The 17050-nt window shown below is 74.1% G+C and carries 13 protein-coding genes; 3 read left to right on the top strand and 10 right to left on the bottom strand.

Translation table 11 applies throughout. The features are described from left to right. From ftsW to mraZ, 8 genes are all read right to left on the bottom strand, one after another. On the bottom strand, positions 1–1219 hold a 1219-nt coding region (gene ftsW / locus CYJ76_RS07500), incomplete at its 3' end, for a putative lipid II flippase FtsW (RefSeq protein ID WP_101849704.1). After that, complete coding sequence (gene murD, locus CYJ76_RS07495; RefSeq protein WP_101849703.1) at positions 1212–2792, bottom strand: UDP-N-acetylmuramoyl-L-alanine--D-glutamate ligase; 1581 nt, start codon at positions 2790–2792, stop codon at positions 1212–1214. The genes ftsW and murD, both read right to left, overlap by 8 nt. Then, the gene (gene mraY, locus CYJ76_RS07490; RefSeq protein ID WP_070703191.1) at positions 2792–3868 is read right to left on the bottom strand and encodes a phospho-N-acetylmuramoyl-pentapeptide-transferase; all 1077 of its coding nucleotides are present in this window, start codon (positions 3866–3868) and stop codon (positions 2792–2794) included. The genes murD and mraY overlap by 1 nt, the downstream gene beginning before the upstream one ends. Beyond that, positions 3865–5304, bottom strand: coding sequence for a UDP-N-acetylmuramoyl-tripeptide--D-alanyl-D-alanine ligase (locus CYJ76_RS07485; RefSeq protein ID WP_101849702.1), 1440 nt, complete (start codon positions 5302–5304; stop codon positions 3865–3867). Before CYJ76_RS07485 ends, mraY begins: the two co-directional genes overlap by 4 nt. Next, the gene (locus CYJ76_RS07480; RefSeq protein ID WP_101849701.1) at positions 5301–7274 is read right to left on the bottom strand and encodes a peptidoglycan D,D-transpeptidase FtsI family protein; all 1974 of its coding nucleotides are present in this window, start codon (positions 7272–7274) and stop codon (positions 5301–5303) included. The genes CYJ76_RS07485 and CYJ76_RS07480 overlap by 4 nt, the downstream gene beginning before the upstream one ends. Positions 7275–7294: 20 nt before the next feature. Then, positions 7295–7897 (bottom strand): cell division protein FtsL, encoded by a 603-nt coding sequence (gene ftsL, locus CYJ76_RS07475; protein ID WP_070703829.1) that lies wholly within the window; start codon positions 7895–7897, stop codon positions 7295–7297. Then, on the bottom strand, positions 7894–8889 hold the full coding sequence (gene rsmH, locus CYJ76_RS07470; protein WP_070703832.1) for a 16S rRNA (cytosine(1402)-N(4))-methyltransferase RsmH: 996 nt from the start codon (positions 8887–8889) through the stop codon (positions 7894–7896). The genes ftsL and rsmH overlap by 4 nt, the downstream gene beginning before the upstream one ends. A gap of 210 nt (positions 8890–9099) precedes the next feature. Continuing rightward, positions 9100–9531, bottom strand: a complete 432-nt coding sequence (gene mraZ / locus CYJ76_RS07465; RefSeq protein ID WP_070703834.1) for a division/cell wall cluster transcriptional repressor MraZ — start codon at positions 9529–9531, stop codon at positions 9100–9102. 321 nt (positions 9532–9852) lie between these two features. On the opposite strand from mraZ, the gene CYJ76_RS07460 reads away from it, so the two are divergent. Genes CYJ76_RS07460 through CYJ76_RS07450 form a run of 3 tightly spaced genes read left to right on the top strand, consistent with a single transcriptional unit; the run spans position 9853 to position 14520 of the window. Beyond that, a complete protein-coding gene (locus CYJ76_RS07460) occupies positions 9853–10806 on the top strand; it encodes an AAA family ATPase (RefSeq protein WP_070703836.1) in 954 nt (317 codons plus the stop codon). Between the two features lie 25 nt (positions 10807–10831). Beyond that, on the top strand, positions 10832–12136 hold the full coding sequence (locus tag CYJ76_RS07455; RefSeq protein WP_180802244.1) for a DUF58 domain-containing protein: 1305 nt from the start codon (positions 10832–10834) through the stop codon (positions 12134–12136). Next, positions 12133–14520 (top strand): transglutaminase domain-containing protein, encoded by a 2388-nt coding sequence (locus CYJ76_RS07450; RefSeq protein ID WP_101849699.1) that lies wholly within the window; start codon positions 12133–12135, stop codon positions 14518–14520. Before CYJ76_RS07455 ends, CYJ76_RS07450 begins: the two co-directional genes overlap by 4 nt. Before the next feature lie 92 nt (positions 14521–14612). On the opposite strand, the gene CYJ76_RS07445 is transcribed toward CYJ76_RS07450, so the two are convergent. Both CYJ76_RS07445 and CYJ76_RS07440 read right to left on the bottom strand, forming a co-directional pair. Beyond that, the gene (locus CYJ76_RS07445) at positions 14613–16268 is read right to left on the bottom strand and encodes an RNA polymerase sigma factor (RefSeq protein WP_101849713.1); all 1656 of its coding nucleotides are present in this window, start codon (positions 16266–16268) and stop codon (positions 14613–14615) included. A 353-nt stretch (positions 16269–16621) separates the two neighbouring features. Beyond that, positions 16622–17032, bottom strand: a complete 411-nt coding sequence (locus CYJ76_RS07440; protein WP_070705302.1) for a universal stress protein — start codon at positions 17030–17032, stop codon at positions 16622–16624. Positions 17033–17050 lie beyond the last annotated feature (18 nt).

Here is a 17050-nt window from a genome sequence, read left to right as displayed (position 1 = left end):
CGGGACGACGCGCGGCCGGCCCGCCGGGGCCGCGGCGGGCCGGGGCACCGAGGCGGCGGGCGCCCGGCACCTGGTCGCGGGCGAAGGCCACGAGCACCCCCACTGCGCAGAGCGCCGCCACGAGCGCCGAGCCACCGGAGGAGACCAGCGGCAGCGGCACCCCGATGATGGGCAGCAGGCCGATGACCGAGCCGATGTTCACCATCGCCTGGCCGAGCAGCCAGGCCATGATGCCGGCCGTCGCGATGCGCACGAAGGTGTCGCGCGTGCCGGCGATGACGCGGTAGCAGACGTACCCGATGACGGCGAACAGCCCGATCACCAGGCAGGCACCGAGCATGCCCAGCTCCTCACCGATGACGGCGAAGATGAAGTCGTTGTGCGGCTCGGGCAGGTAGAACCACTTCTCGCGGCTGGCCCCCAGACCGACGCCCCACCAGCCGCCGTCGGCCAGGGCGTACTCGCCGTGCACCTTCTGGTAGCAGTTCTCCTGCTGGGCGCTGGAGCAGTCGTTGAGCCACACCGCGATGCGGGCCATGCGGTTGGGCGAGGTGACCGCGAGGACCACCGCCAGCAGGGCGGCCGCGGCGAGGCCTCCCCCCATCCACACCAGGGACACCCCGGCCACCCACAGCATGCCCACCGCGATGGCCAGCAGCACCAGCGCGGACCCGAGGTCGCGGCCGGCGAGCACCAGCCCCAGGCAGCCCGCCACCACCGGCACCACGAACGGCACCACGAGGTGGAGCAGCTCGCGCAGGCGGGGCACCTTGTGGGCGAGCAGGAAGGCACCGCCGAGCACCAGCCCGAGCTTGAGCAGCTCCGAGGGCTGCATCGTCTGGCCGCCGATCATGATCCAGTTGCGGTTGCCCTTGGCCGCCACGCCCAGCGGCGTGAACACCAGTACCTGCAGGGCCCCCGTGCCCACCAGGGCCGGGAAGGCCAGGCGGCGGAGCCAGGCCACGGGCAGCAGCGCGAGCACGGTGGCCCCCACCAGTCCGAGGCCGGCGAAGGTGGCCTGCTTGACGAGCTCGGCGTAGACCGACCCGCTCTCGGTGTAGGCCGACACCGACGAGGCGGAGAACACCATCACCAGGCCGATGACGAGCAGCGCCAGCGGTGCCAGCACGGCCAGGCGGGCCACGGTCACGGGACGGTCGAGCCACTCCTTGAGGGCCTGGCGGCGCCCCGCGTCGAACGGGTGGGCGCCCTCAGCCATCGAGGGGGACCTGCCCGTCCCCGCCGTGCAGGCGGCGCACCTCGCGGGCGAACAGGTCGCCGCGCTGGCCGTAGTCGGAGAACATGTCGATGGAGGCCGCGGCGGGCGAGAGCAGCACGAGGTCGCCGACTCCGGCGCGCGCGGAGGCGGCGGACACCGCATCGGCCATGGCCTGCTCCGGCTCGGTGCCGGTCACCCGGTCCACCGGCACCTGCGGGGCGTGGCGGGCCACGGCGCCGGCGACGGCGTCGGCGTCCTTGCCCAGCACCACCACGGCCTTGAGACGGTCGGCCACGTCGGCCACCAGCCCGTCCACGTCGGCACCCTTGAGGTCTCCCCCGGCCACCCAGACGATGCTGGACGAGGCCGTGAGCGCCGCGGCGGCGGCGTGCGGGTTGGTGGCCTTGGAGTCGTCCACCCAGGTGACGCCCTCGGCCACGAGCACGGTCTCCATGCGGTGCGGGTCGGCGCGGAAGGCGCGCAGCCCCTCCCGGACGGCGGCCGGCGGCACACCGTGGGCGCGGGCCAGGGCTGCGGCGGCCAGCGCGTTGGCCACCAGGTGCGGGGCCGGCGGCACGCCGTCGCGGGTGAGGTCCTCCAGGGTGCCCAGCTCCAGGGCGGTGGTGGCGCGGTCGGCGGTGAAGGCGCGGTCGGCCATCACGTCCTCCACCAGGCCCAGCTCGCTGAGCCCGGGGGTGCCCACGGAGAAGGCCACCGCACGGCAGCCCTCCACCACGTCGGCCTGCTCCACCAGGGCGCGGGTCACCTCGTCCTGGGCGTTGTAGACCGCGGCCACCTGCGTGTTGTGGTGGATGCGGCCCTTGTCGCCGGCGTAGGCCTCCAGCGAGCCGTGCCAGTCCACGTGGTCGGGGGCGATGTTGAGCACCACCGAGGCCTGCGGGGAGACCGTCCACGTGTGGTGCAGCTGGAAGCTGCTGAGCTCCACCGCGATGGCGCCGTGGCGCGTCGGGTCGAGGATGGCCTCCATGATGGGCTTGCCCACGTTGCCGGCGGCCACGGCCTCCTCACCGTTGGCCCGCAGCATGGCGGTGAGCATGCGCACCACGGTGGTCTTGCCGTTGGTGCCGGTGACGCACAGCCACGGGGCGGCACCCTCGGCGGGGCGCATCCGCCAGGCGAGCTCCACCTCGCTCCACACCGGCAGACCGGCAGCGCGGGCCGCGGCCAGCAGTGGGGTGTCCGGGCGCAGGCCCGGCGAGGTGACGACCACCTCGGTGCCGGCCTGCTCCAGCATCGCGGCGCAGGCCTCCTGGGCACCCCCGCCCCGGGCGAACCACGGCCGGCCCGCCTCACCGGTGGCCAGCTCGGCCCCGAGGATCTCCAGCAGCCGCACCCGCTCGGCGAGATCGCTCCCCTCGGCGGGCTCCTGGCCCTCCACGGCGAGCACGGACGCACCCTGCTCGAGCAGCGCGTCGGCGGCAGCGAACCCGCTGAGCCCCAGCCCCACCACGAGCACGCGCAGCCCGGACCAGTCGGCCTCCCGGCTGGTCAGGGAACCACCGCGCGGCTCCGGGCTGGTGAAGTCCGTCTCGGTCGGCACCAGCCGCGGCATCAGCGCACCAGCCAATCGGTGTAGAAGAGCGCCAGTCCGGCGCCGACGAACAGTCCGCCGAGGATCCAGAAGCGGATCACGACGTTGACCTCCGGCCACCCCAGCAGCTCGAAGTGGTGGTGGATGGGGGTCATCTTGAACACGCGCTTGCCGGTGGACTTGAACGAGGTCACCTGGATCATCACCGAGAGCGTCTCCATGACGAACACGCCGCCGAGCACCACGACGAGCAGCTCGGTGCGGCTCAGGATGGCCACGCCGGCCAGCGCGGCGCCGATGGCCAGCGACCCGGTGTCGCCCATGAAGATCTTGGCCGGGGAGGCGTTCCACCACAGGAAGCCGATGCAGGCGCCGGCGATGCTCGCGCAGATGATCGCCAGGTCCAGCGGGTCGCGCACCTCGTAGCAGCCCTCGATGGCGTGCGTGCCGCAGTGCTGCGAGAACTGGAAGAAGGTGATGAGCGTGTAGGCGGCGAAGACGATGGCGGCCAGGCCCGTGAGCAGGCCGTCGAGCCCGTCGGTGAGGTTGGTGCCGTTGGACATGCCGCCGATGACGAGGTTGGCCCAGAGCACGAAGAGCACCGCGCCGACCACGCCGCCGAGGCCCGCGAGGTCCAGCGGGGTGTCGCGCGCCCACGAGATGGCGGTGCTGGCCGGGGTCTGGCCGAACTGGTCCTCGCGGGTGAGGGCCAGCACGGCGAAGGCGGTGGCCACGCCGAACTGCCCGAGCAGCTTCTGCTTGGCCGTGAGGCCGAGGTTGTGCTTGCGGGCGATCTTGGTGAAGTCGTCGAGGAAGCCCACGGCGCCGATGCCCAGCATCAGCAGCATGATGAGCCAGCTCGACCAGGTGGGCAGTTCCCACAGGGCGAGGTGGGCCGACGCCCAGCCGGCCACCACGCCGGCGAGGATGACGAAGCCGCCCATGGTGGGCGTGCCCAGCTTGACGTTGTGCGAGGTGGGCCCGTCGTCACGGATGTACTGGCCGTAGCGCTTGGCCTGCAGGTAGCGGATGAAGGTGGGCATGCCCAGCAGCACGACCAGCAGGGCCACCCCGGCGCCGACGACGACGCCGATCACGCGACGACCCCCGCCACCTGGTCGCCCAGCACGCGCATGCCGGAGTCACGGGAGGACTTGAACAACACGACGTCCCCGGGACGCAGTCGTTCCTCCAGCATGGTGCGAGCCTCCTGCGAATCCGTGGCGATGACGACCTCGGGGCCATCCTGCCCTGTGTCGGCGGTGAAGTCGTGGACTCCGTCGGCAACCGGGCGGGCCGTGTCGCCCACGACCACCACCACGTCGATGCCGCGCTCGGCCGCCGCGCGCCCCAGCTCGCGGTGGCGGGCCTCGGAGGCCTCCCCCAGCTCGAGCATGCCGGCCAGCACGGCCCAGGTGCGGCGGCCGTGGGCCATGTCACCCAGGGCGGTGAGGGCGGCCCGCATCGACTCCGGGTTGGCGTTGTAGCCGTCGTTGATGACCATCACGCCGTCGGGGCGGTCGGTGACCTCCATGCGCCAACGGCTCACGGCCTCGGCACGGCCCAGGGCGGCCACGGCATCGGCCACGGGCACGCCCACGTGGCGCACGGCCAGCAGCACGGCCAGCGCGTTGGCGGCCATGTGGGCCCCGCGGACGCGCAGGTGCACGGCGTGGCGCTCCACGGCCTGCGGGTCGCCCGCTGCGGGGCGCAGCGCGACGGTGAAGCGGGCCCGGCCGGCCTCGTCGAGCTCGAGCCCCTCGGCCCAGGCGGTCACCGACTCGTCGGCGGCCGCGCGCTCGGGGTCCAGGGAGAAGGTCTGCACGGCACCGGAGCGGACGCGCTGCGCCATCGCGGCCACCAGCGGGTCGTCGGCGTTGAGCACGGCCAGGCCGTCGGCGGGCAGGTCCTCCACGATGGCGGCCTTGGTGTCGGCGATGCCCTGCTGGGACCCGAAGCCCCCGATGTGGGCCGAGCCCACGTTGAGCACGATGCCCACCCGGGGCGGCACGACGGCGGTCAGGTACGCGATGTGGCCGGGCCCGGAGGCACCCATCTCGGCCACGAGGTACTGCGTGGTGGGCTCGAGCCGGCAGACGGTGAGCGGCACGCCCACCTCGGAGTTGTACGACTCGATGGGGGCGATGGTCTCCCCCGCCTCGGCGAGCACCTGGCCGAGCAGGTCCTTGGTGGAGGTCTTGCCGGAGGAGCCGGTGACGGCCACCACCTGCAGGTCGGGCAGCTCGTCCACCATCCACCGGGCGAGGCGCACGAAGGCCTCCTGGGTGTCGGCCACGAGCACGTGGTCGCCGGGCACCTCGCGCTCGGCGAGGGTCAGCACCGCCCCGTGGGCCAGGGCGCCCTCCACGAAGTCGTGCCCGTCGGCGTTCTCCCCCCGCCGGGCCACGTACAGCGACCCCGGGCCGGCGAGGCGGGAGTCGGTGACCACGCCGCCGTCGACGACGCGGTCGGCATCGCCCACCAGCGTTCCGTCGACGACCTGCGCGAGCTGTCGGGAGGTCAGCGGGATCACGGGGTCTGCTCCTGGGGGTCGGAGGGGGCGGTCGGTGCATTCTCCCCCGAGCCGGTGGCGGGTGCACCCGGGGAGGGGGTGGTACCGGTCGAGGGGGCGTCGGAGGGCGTGGCGCCGGACGAGCCGCCGTCGCCACCCCTGGGCGCGCGCTCCACCAACTCGCGGGGGTCGAAGGTCAGCGGCGGGTGCTCGGCCCGCTCGGCCGAGGGGGCCACCCCCTCGTGGCGCAGGGCGAAGCCCATGAGGTCGGAGAAGACGGGGCCGGCCACCACGCCACCCCAGGGCGCGACCTCGGGCTTCTGCACGGTCACCGAGACCACCAGCTGCGGGTCGTCGGCGGGGGCGTACCCGGCGAAGGAGGCGGTCACGCCGTCGTAGCGACCCTTCTCGGGGTCGTAGCGCTGGGCGGTGGAGGTCTTGCCCGCCACGGCGTAGCCGGGCACGGCGGCCTGCGGGGCGGTGCCCTCCTGGGTGGGCACCGCGGTGAGCATGCGGGTCATCTCGTCGGCGGTGCGCTGGCTCACCACGCGCTCGCCGGCGTCCTTCGGTGTCTCCTCCCACGGCCCGTCCTGCTCCCGGGTGGCACGCACCAGGCGCGGCGCCACGCGCACCCCGCCGTTGGCGAGGGTCTGGAAGACGGTGTTCTGCTGGATGGCCGTGCCGGAGACGCCCTGTCCGAACATCGCCGTGTAGTACTGCGTGTCGCTCCACTTCTCCGGCGGCGCGAGGATGCCGGCGGACTCACCGGGGAAGCCCAGGCCGGAGGAGCGCCCCATGCCGAAGGCGCTCAGGTAGTCGTGCAGGCGGTCGCGCCCCAGCTCCTCGCCGGCCATGATCGTGCCGATGTTGGACGAGGTGGCCAGCACGCCGGCGAAGGTCAGGTAGCGGGTGCCGTAGTCGTGGGAGTCCTTGAACTTCTTGTCCGAGCGCGGCAGCCGGTTGGGCACCACGAGCTTGGTCTCCGGCGCCACGAGGCCCTCCTCCAGGGCCGCCGAGGCGGTGACGACCTTGCCGGTGGAGCCGGGCTCGAACACCTCGGTGAAGATCGGGTTGTTGCGCTCGGTGGGGTCCTTGACACGGCCCGTGGGGTCGAATCCCGGGTAGGACGCGGCGGCCAGCACGTCACCGTCGGTGCGCTGCACGATGGCCGTGCCGGAGATGCCGCCCATCTTCCGCACCTGCTCGGCCAGCAGCTGCTCGGCCTTGAACTGGATGTCGGAGTCGATGGTCAGCTGCACGTCGCGGCCGGGCTGGGCCTCGCTGATGTCCATCGCCGTGGTCGCGATGCGTCCCCCGGCGGCCGACCGCTGGTAGGCCAGGGTGCCCGGGGTGCCGGCGAGCGTCTTCTCCTGCATCGCCTCGACGCCACCGGACCCGACCTGCTGGGAGTTCACCCAGCCGATGAGGGGCGCGGAGGTGGAGCCGAGCGGGTAGGTGCGCACGCTGGAGGGCTCGGACCGCACGCCCGGCAGGCGCAGGTCGTCGACGGCGCGCCAGTCCGAGGGGGTGACGTCCTTGGCCACGTAGAGGAAGCGGCCCGGCGCCTCGTCGATGGCGCGGCGCAGCTCGCGCGCCTCCGCCTGGTCGAGCCCGAGCTCCCGGGCCAGGGCCTCGGCGGCGCCCTTCGAGCCGGGGGCGATGCCGCGCTTCGGGCTGCCGTCGTAGTCGCGCAGCAGCTCCGGGTCGGCGGTGACGTGGCGGGTGGGCACGCTGCGTGCCAGCACGGTGCCGCCGTCGTCCACGACCGACCCCCGGAGGGCCGGGACGCGCTCGGTGACCATGCGCGAGGACAGGGCCGTCTGCGCCAGCGCCGGCCCGTCCAGGGCCTGGAGGCGGAACAGCTGGCCGACGAAGAGGGTGAGCACGAAGGCGGCCGCCACGAGCATGACCCGCGCGCGCCGCACCGGGTGGCCCGGTGCGGCGCTGCTGGTCCGGCGTCGCGCGCGGCGGCGACGGAGGGTGGTGGCCATCCGTGCTCCCTCCGGGGTGGTCAGTGGCGGTCCGCGGTCTTCGACGAGGGCTTCGCCGCGTCCTTCGGGCCCTTGCCCCGGGCGGCGCCCTCGTCCTCGGAGTCCTTGCCGGCCCCCTCGCCGCGGGCCGGGTCCTTGCCCTTGGCGGAGTCCTTCGAGGCGTCCTCCTTCGTGGGTGCGGCCTCGGCCACCTCGGCCTCGCCGACGACGCTCCCGGAGGCCGGGTCGACGTACCCCATCGTGCCAGCCGGCACCATGCCCAGGTCCTCGGCGCGGCGCGAGACCTGCTCCGGGGAGTTCATCTCGTCCACCTGCGCCTCGAGGGCCAGGCGGGTCTCGGCGGCCTGTCGCTGCGAGCTCTCGGCCTCAGCCAGCTGGAAGGCCCCGGCCCCGCGGGCGGTGTTGAGCAGCAGCGCGGCCACCATCGCCAGCAGCACGAGGACGGCGCAGAGCACGGCAAAGACCTTGCGCGAGCAGGAGGTGACGTAGCCCCGCGCGGTCCGCACACCCGTACCCGCGGCGGCCCCGACGGCGCGACCCCACGCGGCGGGACGCAGCGCGTCGGTGCCGGGCAGGGACCGTCCTCGCAGGCCTCGGGGGCCGCTCCACGGTGCGGTGGTCATCGGTTCTCCCTCCGGGACGGGCGGTCGGCGGTACGGGTGCGCTCTGCCACGCGCAGGCGGGCGGAGCTGGAACGGCGGTTGGCGGCGCGCTCGGCCTCGTCGGGCTGCTCGGCGCCACGGGTCACCAGGCGCAGCCAGGGCGCATGCTCGGGCAGCTCCACGGGCAGGTCGGGCGGCGCGCTGGAGGTGGCCCCGGCGGCAAGGGCCTGCTTGGTGAGACGGTCCTCCAGCGAGTGGTAGGAGAGCACCGCCAGGCGACCACCCACGGCCAGGTGGTCCAGCGCGCGGTGCACGGTGGTGGCCCAGATGGACAACTCGCTGTTCACCTCGATGCGCAGGGCCTGGAAGGTGCGCTTGGCCGGGTGCCCCCCGGTGCGCTGGGAGGCGGCCGGCACGGTGCGCTCCAGCAGCTCCACGAGACGGGCGGAGTCGGTGAACGGCTCCACCTCGCGCTCCCGGAGCACGGCGCTGGCGACCCTGCCGGCGAAGCGCTCCTCGCCGTACTCCTTGAGCACACGGGCCAGCTCCCCGTGCTCGTAGGTGTTGAGCACGTCGGCGGCCGAGGCGCCCACGGTGGGGTTCATGCGCATGTCCAACGGGGCGTTGCGGGCGTAGGAGAACCCGCGGTCCACCTCGTCGAGCTGCAGGGAGGACACCCCGAGGTCGAAGAGCATCGATTCGGCCGCGTCCACGCCGTGCAGGGCCAGGGCCTCGGGCACCTCGTCGTAGGTGCCGTGGTGGGCCACGAAGCGGTCGCCGAAGCGGGCCAGGCGCTCGGAGGCCAGCGCGATGGCCTGCGGGTCGCGGTCGATGCCGACGACCCGCACGTGCTCGAAGCGCTCCAGCACCGCCTCGGCGTGGCCACCCATGCCGAGCGTCCCGTCGAGGTGCACCGGCCGGTCCGCCGCCTCCAGGGCCGGGGCCAGGAGGTCGAGGATGCGCGGCAGCATCACCGGCACGTGGCGGGTGTGCGTGGGCTTCTCGGCGGTCATCGGTCCTCCTCCCCGGTGGGGCGGTGCTGGTCGGGTGGTGCGGGGTGATGCGGCGGGGTCGTGGCGGTCGGTCGGTCCGGTGGGGCGGTGTGGGGCAGGTGGTGCGCGGTGGTGGGCGGTGGGCCCTGCCGAGCTGGTCCCGGCCGGCTGCTCCCGGCACCGGGGAAGGTGTGCCGGGGGCGGCGCGGCAGGGGCCGGCGCGGCAGGACGTCACAGCAGACCGGGCACCACCTCCTCGGACTGCTCGGAGAAGGCCTGCTCGGTCTTCTCCAGGTACTCCTCCCAGGCCGCGGTGTCCCAGATCTCGGCCCGGTTGCCCGTCCCGATGACCGTGCAGTCGCGGGAGAGCCCCGCGTACTCACGCAGCGCCGGCGGGATGACCACGCGCCCCTGCTTGTCGGGCACCTCGTCGGAGGCACCCGAGAGGAACACGCGCTGGAAGTCGCGGACGGCCTTGCTGCTCACCGGGGTGGACTGCATGGCCGTGGCCAGCCGCTCGAACTCCGCCATCGGGAAGACGTAGAGGCACCGCTCCTGCCCGCGCGTGACCACCAGGCCGTGGGCGAGCTTGTCCCGGTACTTGGCCGGCAGGAAGAGCCGGCCCTTCTCGTCGAGGCGAGGCGTGTACGTCCCGAGGAACATGGACGGCTCACCTCGTCTCCTGGTCAGGCGCGCTCGGTCGCCGGTCACGACGGCGTCATCAATGGGCACCTCCAGCGTACTCCACTTTGCTCCACCACGGACCCCCTCCGCTCCCCCACTCCCCCCCGCCCCACGACATCGGCGACATAGTGCGAAATCCACGCGCCGGACCCACGGGCACCCCGGCGCGTCCAGCCTCGACCCCGGCGCCACACCCCCACGAGAACAGGCCAGATCCTGCCCCGTGGAGCGCGGTGGTGGAGGAAAGTGGAGGAGGTGTGGAGCACCCCCCAGCGCGCGCCCGTACGGCACCATGTGCGCATGTCGACCCACATCCCGCCCCGCTCGGCCGCCGACGTGCGCTCCGGCGCCGAGGCCCTGCGCCGCGCCGTCTCCTCGGTGGTCCACCTCGACGACGAGGTGCTCGACACCGTCCTGGTGACCCTGCTGTCCGGGGGGCACCTGCTGCTCCACGACGTGCCCGGCGTCGGCAAGACCACCCTCGCCCGCGCCCTGGCCACCGCCAGCGGCGGCACCGTGGGCCGCATCCAGTTCACGCCCGACCTGTTGCCCGGCGACGTCACCGGCGTGAGCGTCTGGCACGCCGACCGGGGCGAGTTCCAGTTCCACCCCGGGCCCGTCTTCGCCAACGTCGTCATCGCCGACGAGATCAACCGCGCCTCGCCCAAGACCCAGTCGGCCCTCCTGGAGGCGATGGCCGAGCACACCGTGACCGTCGACGGGGCCACCCGCCCGCTGCCCGAGCCCTTCCTCGTGATGGCCACGCAGAACCCGGTGGAGATGGAGGGCACCTACGCCCTGCCGGAGGCCCAGCGCGACCGCTTCGCGTGCGAGACCTCCCTGGGCTACCCCTCGCGGGAGGCCGAGATCGCGATGCTGGACGAGCAGGTCGGCGACGACCCGCTGGCGCGGCTGCGCCCGGTGATGAGCGTGGCCGACCTGCAGTCGCTCGTGGCCGCCGCGCGGCGCGTGCACGCCTCAGCCGCCCTGCGCGGTTACGTGGTGGACCTGGTGCACGCCACCCGCAGCACCCCCGACGTGGTGCTCGGCGCCTCCCCGCGCTCCTCGCTGCACCTGCTGCGCACCGCGGCCGCCCACGCGGCCCTTCAGGGGCGCGAGGCCGTGACCCCGGACGACGTGCAGCGCGTGGCCCCGTGGACCCTGCCGCACCGCCTCATCGTGGAGCACGACGTGGACGCCCGGGACGTGGTCCGCCAGGTGCTCGCCCAGGTGCCCGTGCACCGCACCGCGTGATCCCGGTCGCCCCCTGATGGCCTCCGTGTCCTCCCGCCGCCTGCCCGGGTTCACCCTGCGCGGGTGGGTGCTGGTGTTCTCGGGCCTCGTGCTGGTGGGCACGGGGCAGTACTTCGCCCTGGGCGACCTCAGCCGCCTCGGCGTGCTGCTGGTGGTGCTGCCGCTGCTCACCTGGCTGCTCGGGCTGGGCGCGGCCCGGACCACCCACTCCGACCTGTCGACCGAGCCGGCGGCACCGCGGGCGGGTGACGCGGTGCAGGTGCAGGTGGCCACCCGGTCCACCTCTCCCCTGCCGTCCCCGCCGGTGGTGGCGCACCTGCCGCTGCACCCCACCTGGGGCGAGCCGGTGGAGCTGGGGACGATGGTGGTGGGCCCCCGGGCGACGCAGCGCACCGTGGACCTGCGGGCGGGGGCCCGGGGCCGCTTCGAGCTGGGACCGGTCCTGCTCGACCGCTCCGACCCCTTCGGCCTGACCCGCCAGGCGCTCACCCGGTCCGGCGAGGCGCTGGCGGTGGACGTGCTGCCGCGGGCGGTCGACTACCCGGCGACGCGGGTCCGGCGCCTCGTGCAGGACGCTGCCCAACGGACCCTCAGCGCCCGTCCCACCTCCGACTCCCTGGACGCCACGGCGGTGCGCGAGTACGGCCGGGGCGACGACGTGCGCCGCGTGCACTGGCGCAGCACCGCCCGCGCCGGCGAGCTGATGGTGCGCCACGACGACACGGAGCTCGTGCCGTGGGTGCTCGTGGTGCTCGACGAGGCCGCCGCGTGGGGAGAGCCCGCCTCCGACGGTGGCGACTGCCCGGGGCCGGCGGCCTTCGAGGGGGCGGTCCGGGTGGCCGCCACCCTCGTGGAGGCCACGGCCCGCGCCGGGCTGCGCGTCCGGCTGCTCACCGCATCGGGCTGGCAGGAGCGCCTGCACGAGCGCGACCTCACCCGCGCCGAGGCCCTGGCCCACCTGGCGCGCGTGGCCCCGCGGGGCTCGCGCCCGGCCGGCTTCACCGAGGCCGCCCTGACCGCACCGCGCCGCGGCGGCGTGCCCTTCCTGCTCACCGTCGGGGACACCACCACCGCCCTGGGCGACCTGGCCGCCCGCCACCCCCGCCACACCGGCAGCGCACTGCTGGTGACCGACGCCCCCTCCGGCCGCGAGACCGCCGTCTTCGGACTGCGCCGTGCCGGGTGGCGCGTGGCCACCTGGGGCCCGGCGCCGGCCGCGGCCGCCGGCGGCACCCCGCCGGGCGCCGAGGCGGCCCGCGCGGCCGACGCCCAGGTGCGTCGCGCCGTGGACCTCCTGACGCGCACGACCTCCCGAGGTGAGACCCGATGAGCTCCCCCCTGAACTCCCCCGCCGGGGCACCCCACGACGGCGCGCGCCCCGGCACCCCCCGCCGTGGTCGTCCCTGGGAGCGCACGCAGCCGGTCTCGGCACTGCTCGTGACAGGGCTCCTGCTCACGGTCTTCTGGCCGGCCACCCACCTCTTCGCCGACGGCGGGTGGTGGGGGTCCACGGTGCGCCTCGTGCTGGCGCTCGTGGCCACCTCGGCCGTGGTGCGCCTGCTCACCGGCTCAGCCGTGCTGGGCAGCCTGGTCCAGGGGCTGGTGGCCCTGGTGTGGCTGCTGCGCGGGACGCTCGCCGGCACCCTCGCCCTGGGCGTGCTGCCCACGCCCGCCACGGCCACCGCCGTGGCCGAGCACGTGCGGGCCACCGGCGAGCTGCTCGCCGTGGCCTCGGCCCCGGTGCCCGCCGACCCCTCGCTCACCTTCTGCCTGCTGGCGCTCGTGGCGCTGGTGACCGTGCTCACCGACTCCGCCGTGCACACCGCCCGCTCGGTGCTCGTGGCCGCCATCGCACCGCTGCTGGTGTTCGTGACCCTGGCCGCCAACCGCACCACCCACGAGCCGTGGTGGTGGTTCCTCGTGCTGGCCCTGCTGTTCACCGCCCTGCTGGCCCTGCACCGCTCCTCGGAGACCGCCGACGACGCGGCCCGCGGCCAGGGCGTGACGGGCGCCCCGGGGCGTGGCGTGCTGCTGGCGACGGCCGTCGTGCTCACCGCCGCCGCCGTGGCGGCCGCCCTGGTGGTGCCGGCGACGCTGCCGCAGCGCGACCTTCAGCTCTCCGGGCGCGGCCTGGCCGAGAACACCTCCCTGACCACGGTGGACTTCACCGAGTCCATGGACCTGCGTGCCGACCTCACCAGCGGTGACGAGCGCCCGGTGGTGCTCTGGCACAGCTCCTCGGACGACCCGGGCCCGCTGCGGATCACCGCCACCGATCGGTTCGCCGACGACCGATGGCAGCCCGTGGAGGGCCGGGCGGCCGCCGAGGTGCTGCGCGACCCGCGGGCGGTGCAGGGCACCGTGCCGGACAAACTGCCGCGGGTGGACTGGGCCGACGTGCTCAAGAGCTCCACCGAGCAGTTCGCGGTGACCGCCACCGGCATCCGGCCGCCCTTCCTGGCCACGCCCTCGTTCCCGGTGGACCTGCGCTCCCCCGTGGCCGTCACCGGTGACCCGCGCACGGACGCGGTGTGGGTGGCCGAGGAGGCCCAGCGCTACGAGGGCGCGGTCCTGGAGCCGCGCGTACCGGAGAAGCTGCGCACCGACGGCGGCCAGAACGCCGACGACGTGACCGCCGCCAGCCTGGAGGTGCCGCAGGAGCTGCAGGCCGCCGTGAGCGAGGCCAACGCCGAGGCGGTGGACCCGCAGGCCGCCCCCCTGGACAAGGCCCGCGCCATGCAGGCCTGGCTGCGCAACGGCGACTTCCGGTACTCGCTGGACGCCGCCGAGCCGCAGGCCGGGGAGTCGATGGTGGAGGCCTTCCTGCGCGAGCGGCGCGGCTACTGCACCCAGTACGCGACCACGATGATCATGATGGCCCGGCAGCAGGGCATCCCGGCCCGCATGGCCATGGGCGTGCTGCCGGGTGAGGAGACCGGCGAGCAGCTGGGCCGGGGGTCCGACGTGGGCCCCGAACGCCTGGTCCGCCGCAACGACGCCCACGCGTGGCCGGAGCTGTACTTCGAGGGCGTGGGCTGGCTCCGCTTCGAGCCGACCCCCTCGAGCCGCGCCTCCGCGGCGCCGGAGTACAGCCAGCCGACCTCCGCGCCGAGCACGCTGCCCTCGACCTCGCCCTCCCCCAGCGAGGCCTCGCCGTCGCCGAGCGAGAGTTCGTCCGACGCCTCGGCGTCCCCCTCCCCGTCGTCCTCCTCCGACGAGGCCTCCCCCTCGCCGTCCTCGGAGGACGCCGGCCAGTCGTCCACCGGCGCCCCGGCCTGGCTCGAGTGGGTGCTCACGGCCCTGGGCGTGCTCCTGCTGGTGGCCCTGGCGCTGGCGGTGCAACCCTGGCGGGCGCGCCGCGCACGGGCCCGCGTGCTCGAGCGCGAGGACTCCCCCTGGTCGGCGGCCTGGGAGGTGCTGCGTCTGGACCTGCTGGACCGCGGCATCACCACCCGCGCCGCGGACACCGTGCACGGCCAGGCGGCCCACCTGCTGGCCCAGCGGCCGGGCCTGGACGACCGTCCCCTGCACGAGCTGGCGCAGCGGGTGGACGACGCCCGCTACGCCCGCCCGGTCGAGGGCGGCGCCGGACCGGAGGCCGAGCGGGCCGAGGCCGACGCGCTGCGCGAACAGGTCGTCGCCTCGCTCGACGCCACCGAGGGCGGCGTCGACCGTCTCAAGCGGGTGCTCTTCCCCGCATCGGCCGGCGCCTGAGCCGGGCACCCACCGGGACCGTCCCCCGGACCGCACGCGCGAAGGGCGCCACCCCACGGGTGGCGCCCTTCGCGCGTGGAGGCCGCGCGGCCTCAGTCCAGGTAGTCCCGGAGCACCTGCGAGCGGCTCGGGTGGCGCAGCTTGGACATGGTCTTGGACTCGATCTGGCGGATGCGCTCACGGGTCACGCCGTAGACGCGGCCGATCTCGTCGAGCGTCTTGGGCTGGCCGTCCGCGAGGCCGAAGCGCATCGAGACCACGCCGGCCTCGCGCTCGGAGAGCGTGTCGAGCACCGAGTGCAGCTGCTCCTGCAGCAGGGTGAAGGACACCGCGTCGGAGGGCACCACGGCCTCGGAGTCCTCGATGAGGTCACCGAACTCGGAGTCACCGTCCTCGCCCAGCGGGGTGTGCAGCGAGATCGGCTCGCGGCCGTACTTCTGCACCTCCACGACCTTCTCCGGGGTCATGTCGAGCTCCTTGGCGAGCTCCTCCGGGGTGGGCTCGCGGCCCAGGTCCTGCAGCATCTGGCGCTGCACGCGGGCCAGCTTGTTGATGACCTCCACCATGTGCACCGGGATGCGGATGGTGCGGGCCTGGTCGGCCATGGCGCGGGTGATGGCCTGACGGATCCACCACGTGGCGTAGGTGGAGAACTTGTAGCCCTTGGTGTAGTCGAACTTCTCGACGGCGCGGATGAGGCCCAGGTTGCCCTCCTGGATGAGGTCCAGGAAGAGCATGCCGCGGCCGGTGTAGCGCTTGGCCAAGGAGACCACGAGGCGCAGGTTGGCCTCGAGCAGGTGGTTCTTGGCGTTCTTGCCGTCCGAGGCGATCCACCACAGCTCGCGCTTGAGCTTGGCGTCGATCTTCTCGTCGGAGTTCAGGCGCTGCTCGGCGAACAGGCCGGCCTCGATGCGCTTGGCGAGGTCCACCTCCTGCTCGGCGTTGAGCAGGGCGACCTTGCCGATCTGCTTGAGGTAGTCCTTCACGGCGTCGGCGGTGGCGCCGGCGGTGACCACCTGCTGGGCCGGGGCGTCGGCCTCGTCGTCGGCACGCAGCACGAAGCCACGGGACTCCGACTCGTCGTCGGCGGTGGCCTTCTGCGGCGCGGCCTGCGAGGTCTCGCCGGCCACCAGCTCGTTGGTGTCCCTGCCCTCGGCGGCGGCCTTCTCCTCGGCCTCGTCCTCGGCGGCGATCTCGTCGAGCTCCGGGGCGTCCGCCGAGGCGTTGCGGGCGGTCGTCTTCGCCTTGGCCGTGGTCTTCTTGGCCGGGCCCTTGGCCGTGGTCTTCTTGGCCGTGGAGGTCTTGGCCGCGGCGGTGGCCTTGCGGGTGGTGGTGGCCTTCGCGGTGGTCGACTTCGCGGTGGTGGAGGTGCCGGTGGTGCTCTTGGCCGTCGTGGTCTTCGCGGCAGTCGTCTTGGCGGTGGAGCTCTTGGCGGTCGACTTCGCGGTGGTGGACTTGGCCGCGGTCGTCCGCGTGGTGGTGGTGCTGGCCTTGGGGGTGCGCTTGGTGGTGCTCTTGGCGCGCGTGGTGCGGGGCTTCACACCACGCTGCTGCTGGGCCAGCTCGGCGGCCATCTCCTGGTCGAAGTGCAGCTCCACGCCCTGGGAACGCAGGTTCTTCATGAACCGCTGCGCCTGGGTGGCCGTGAGGTCGGCGCCCTCGATGGCCTCCTTGACCTTGTTGGTGGCCACCTTGCCGTCGGCGACGGCCTTCTCGACGAACTCGGCGAGGCCCGGCTTGTCGATCATCTGCTTGCCCAGGACCGCGGTCACGGGCTCGCTGACGGCGGGGGTCTCGGTGGTCGCCTCGGCGGCGGGGTCGGACGCGGGAGCAGTCACGGAGCAGGGTCCTTCCTGGTGACACGGGCACGGCGAACCACCGGGCACGAGATCATGGGGATTCACGGACCGCCCCGAGTGGGCGACCGTCCGGCGACCCGAGGAGACCGACGGACCGGCGACGTGGTGCGACCACCGGTGAGCGGATCGGCCTCGCGGCCTGATGGAACACCCCCATTATAAAAAACCACCCCGCGCCCTGTCGCGCGGGGTGGCCCCGGGGGCGGCCACGGGGCCCTCCCGGCGACGTCACGTGGGCCGGCTCAGACGGCCTTCACCGCGATGACGGGGCACGGCGCCTCGAGCAGGATGCGCTGGGCGTTGGAGCCCAGCAGCAGCTTGCCCACCGGCGTGCGACGACGCAGCCCGATGACGATGACGGCCGGCTTGCCGTTGGTCTCGGCCTGCTCGGCCACCTCGACGAGGTCCTCCGCGGGGTCGTTGCCACGGTCGAAGTCCAGGCGCTCCAGCGGCACCCCCGCCTCGGCCAGGGCGGACTCGGCGTTCTCCAGCTCGCGGACGAACGCACGGGTGGAGTCCGCACCGCTGCCCTTGCCGGTGCGCGCGGAGTGCACCACCTGCAGGGGCTCCGAGCGGCGGATCGCCTCGTCGACGCCGAAGCGGAGCGCCGCACGCCCCTCGTCCGAGGCGATGTAACCAACGATGACTGCCATGCTCTGGGCCTCCTGTGG

It is taken from the genome of Kytococcus schroeteri (assembly GCF_002847825.1).
Taxonomy (GTDB): domain Bacteria; phylum Actinomycetota; class Actinomycetes; order Actinomycetales; family Dermatophilaceae; genus Kytococcus; species Kytococcus schroeteri.
This window is presented reverse-complemented; position numbering and strand designations above follow the sequence as displayed.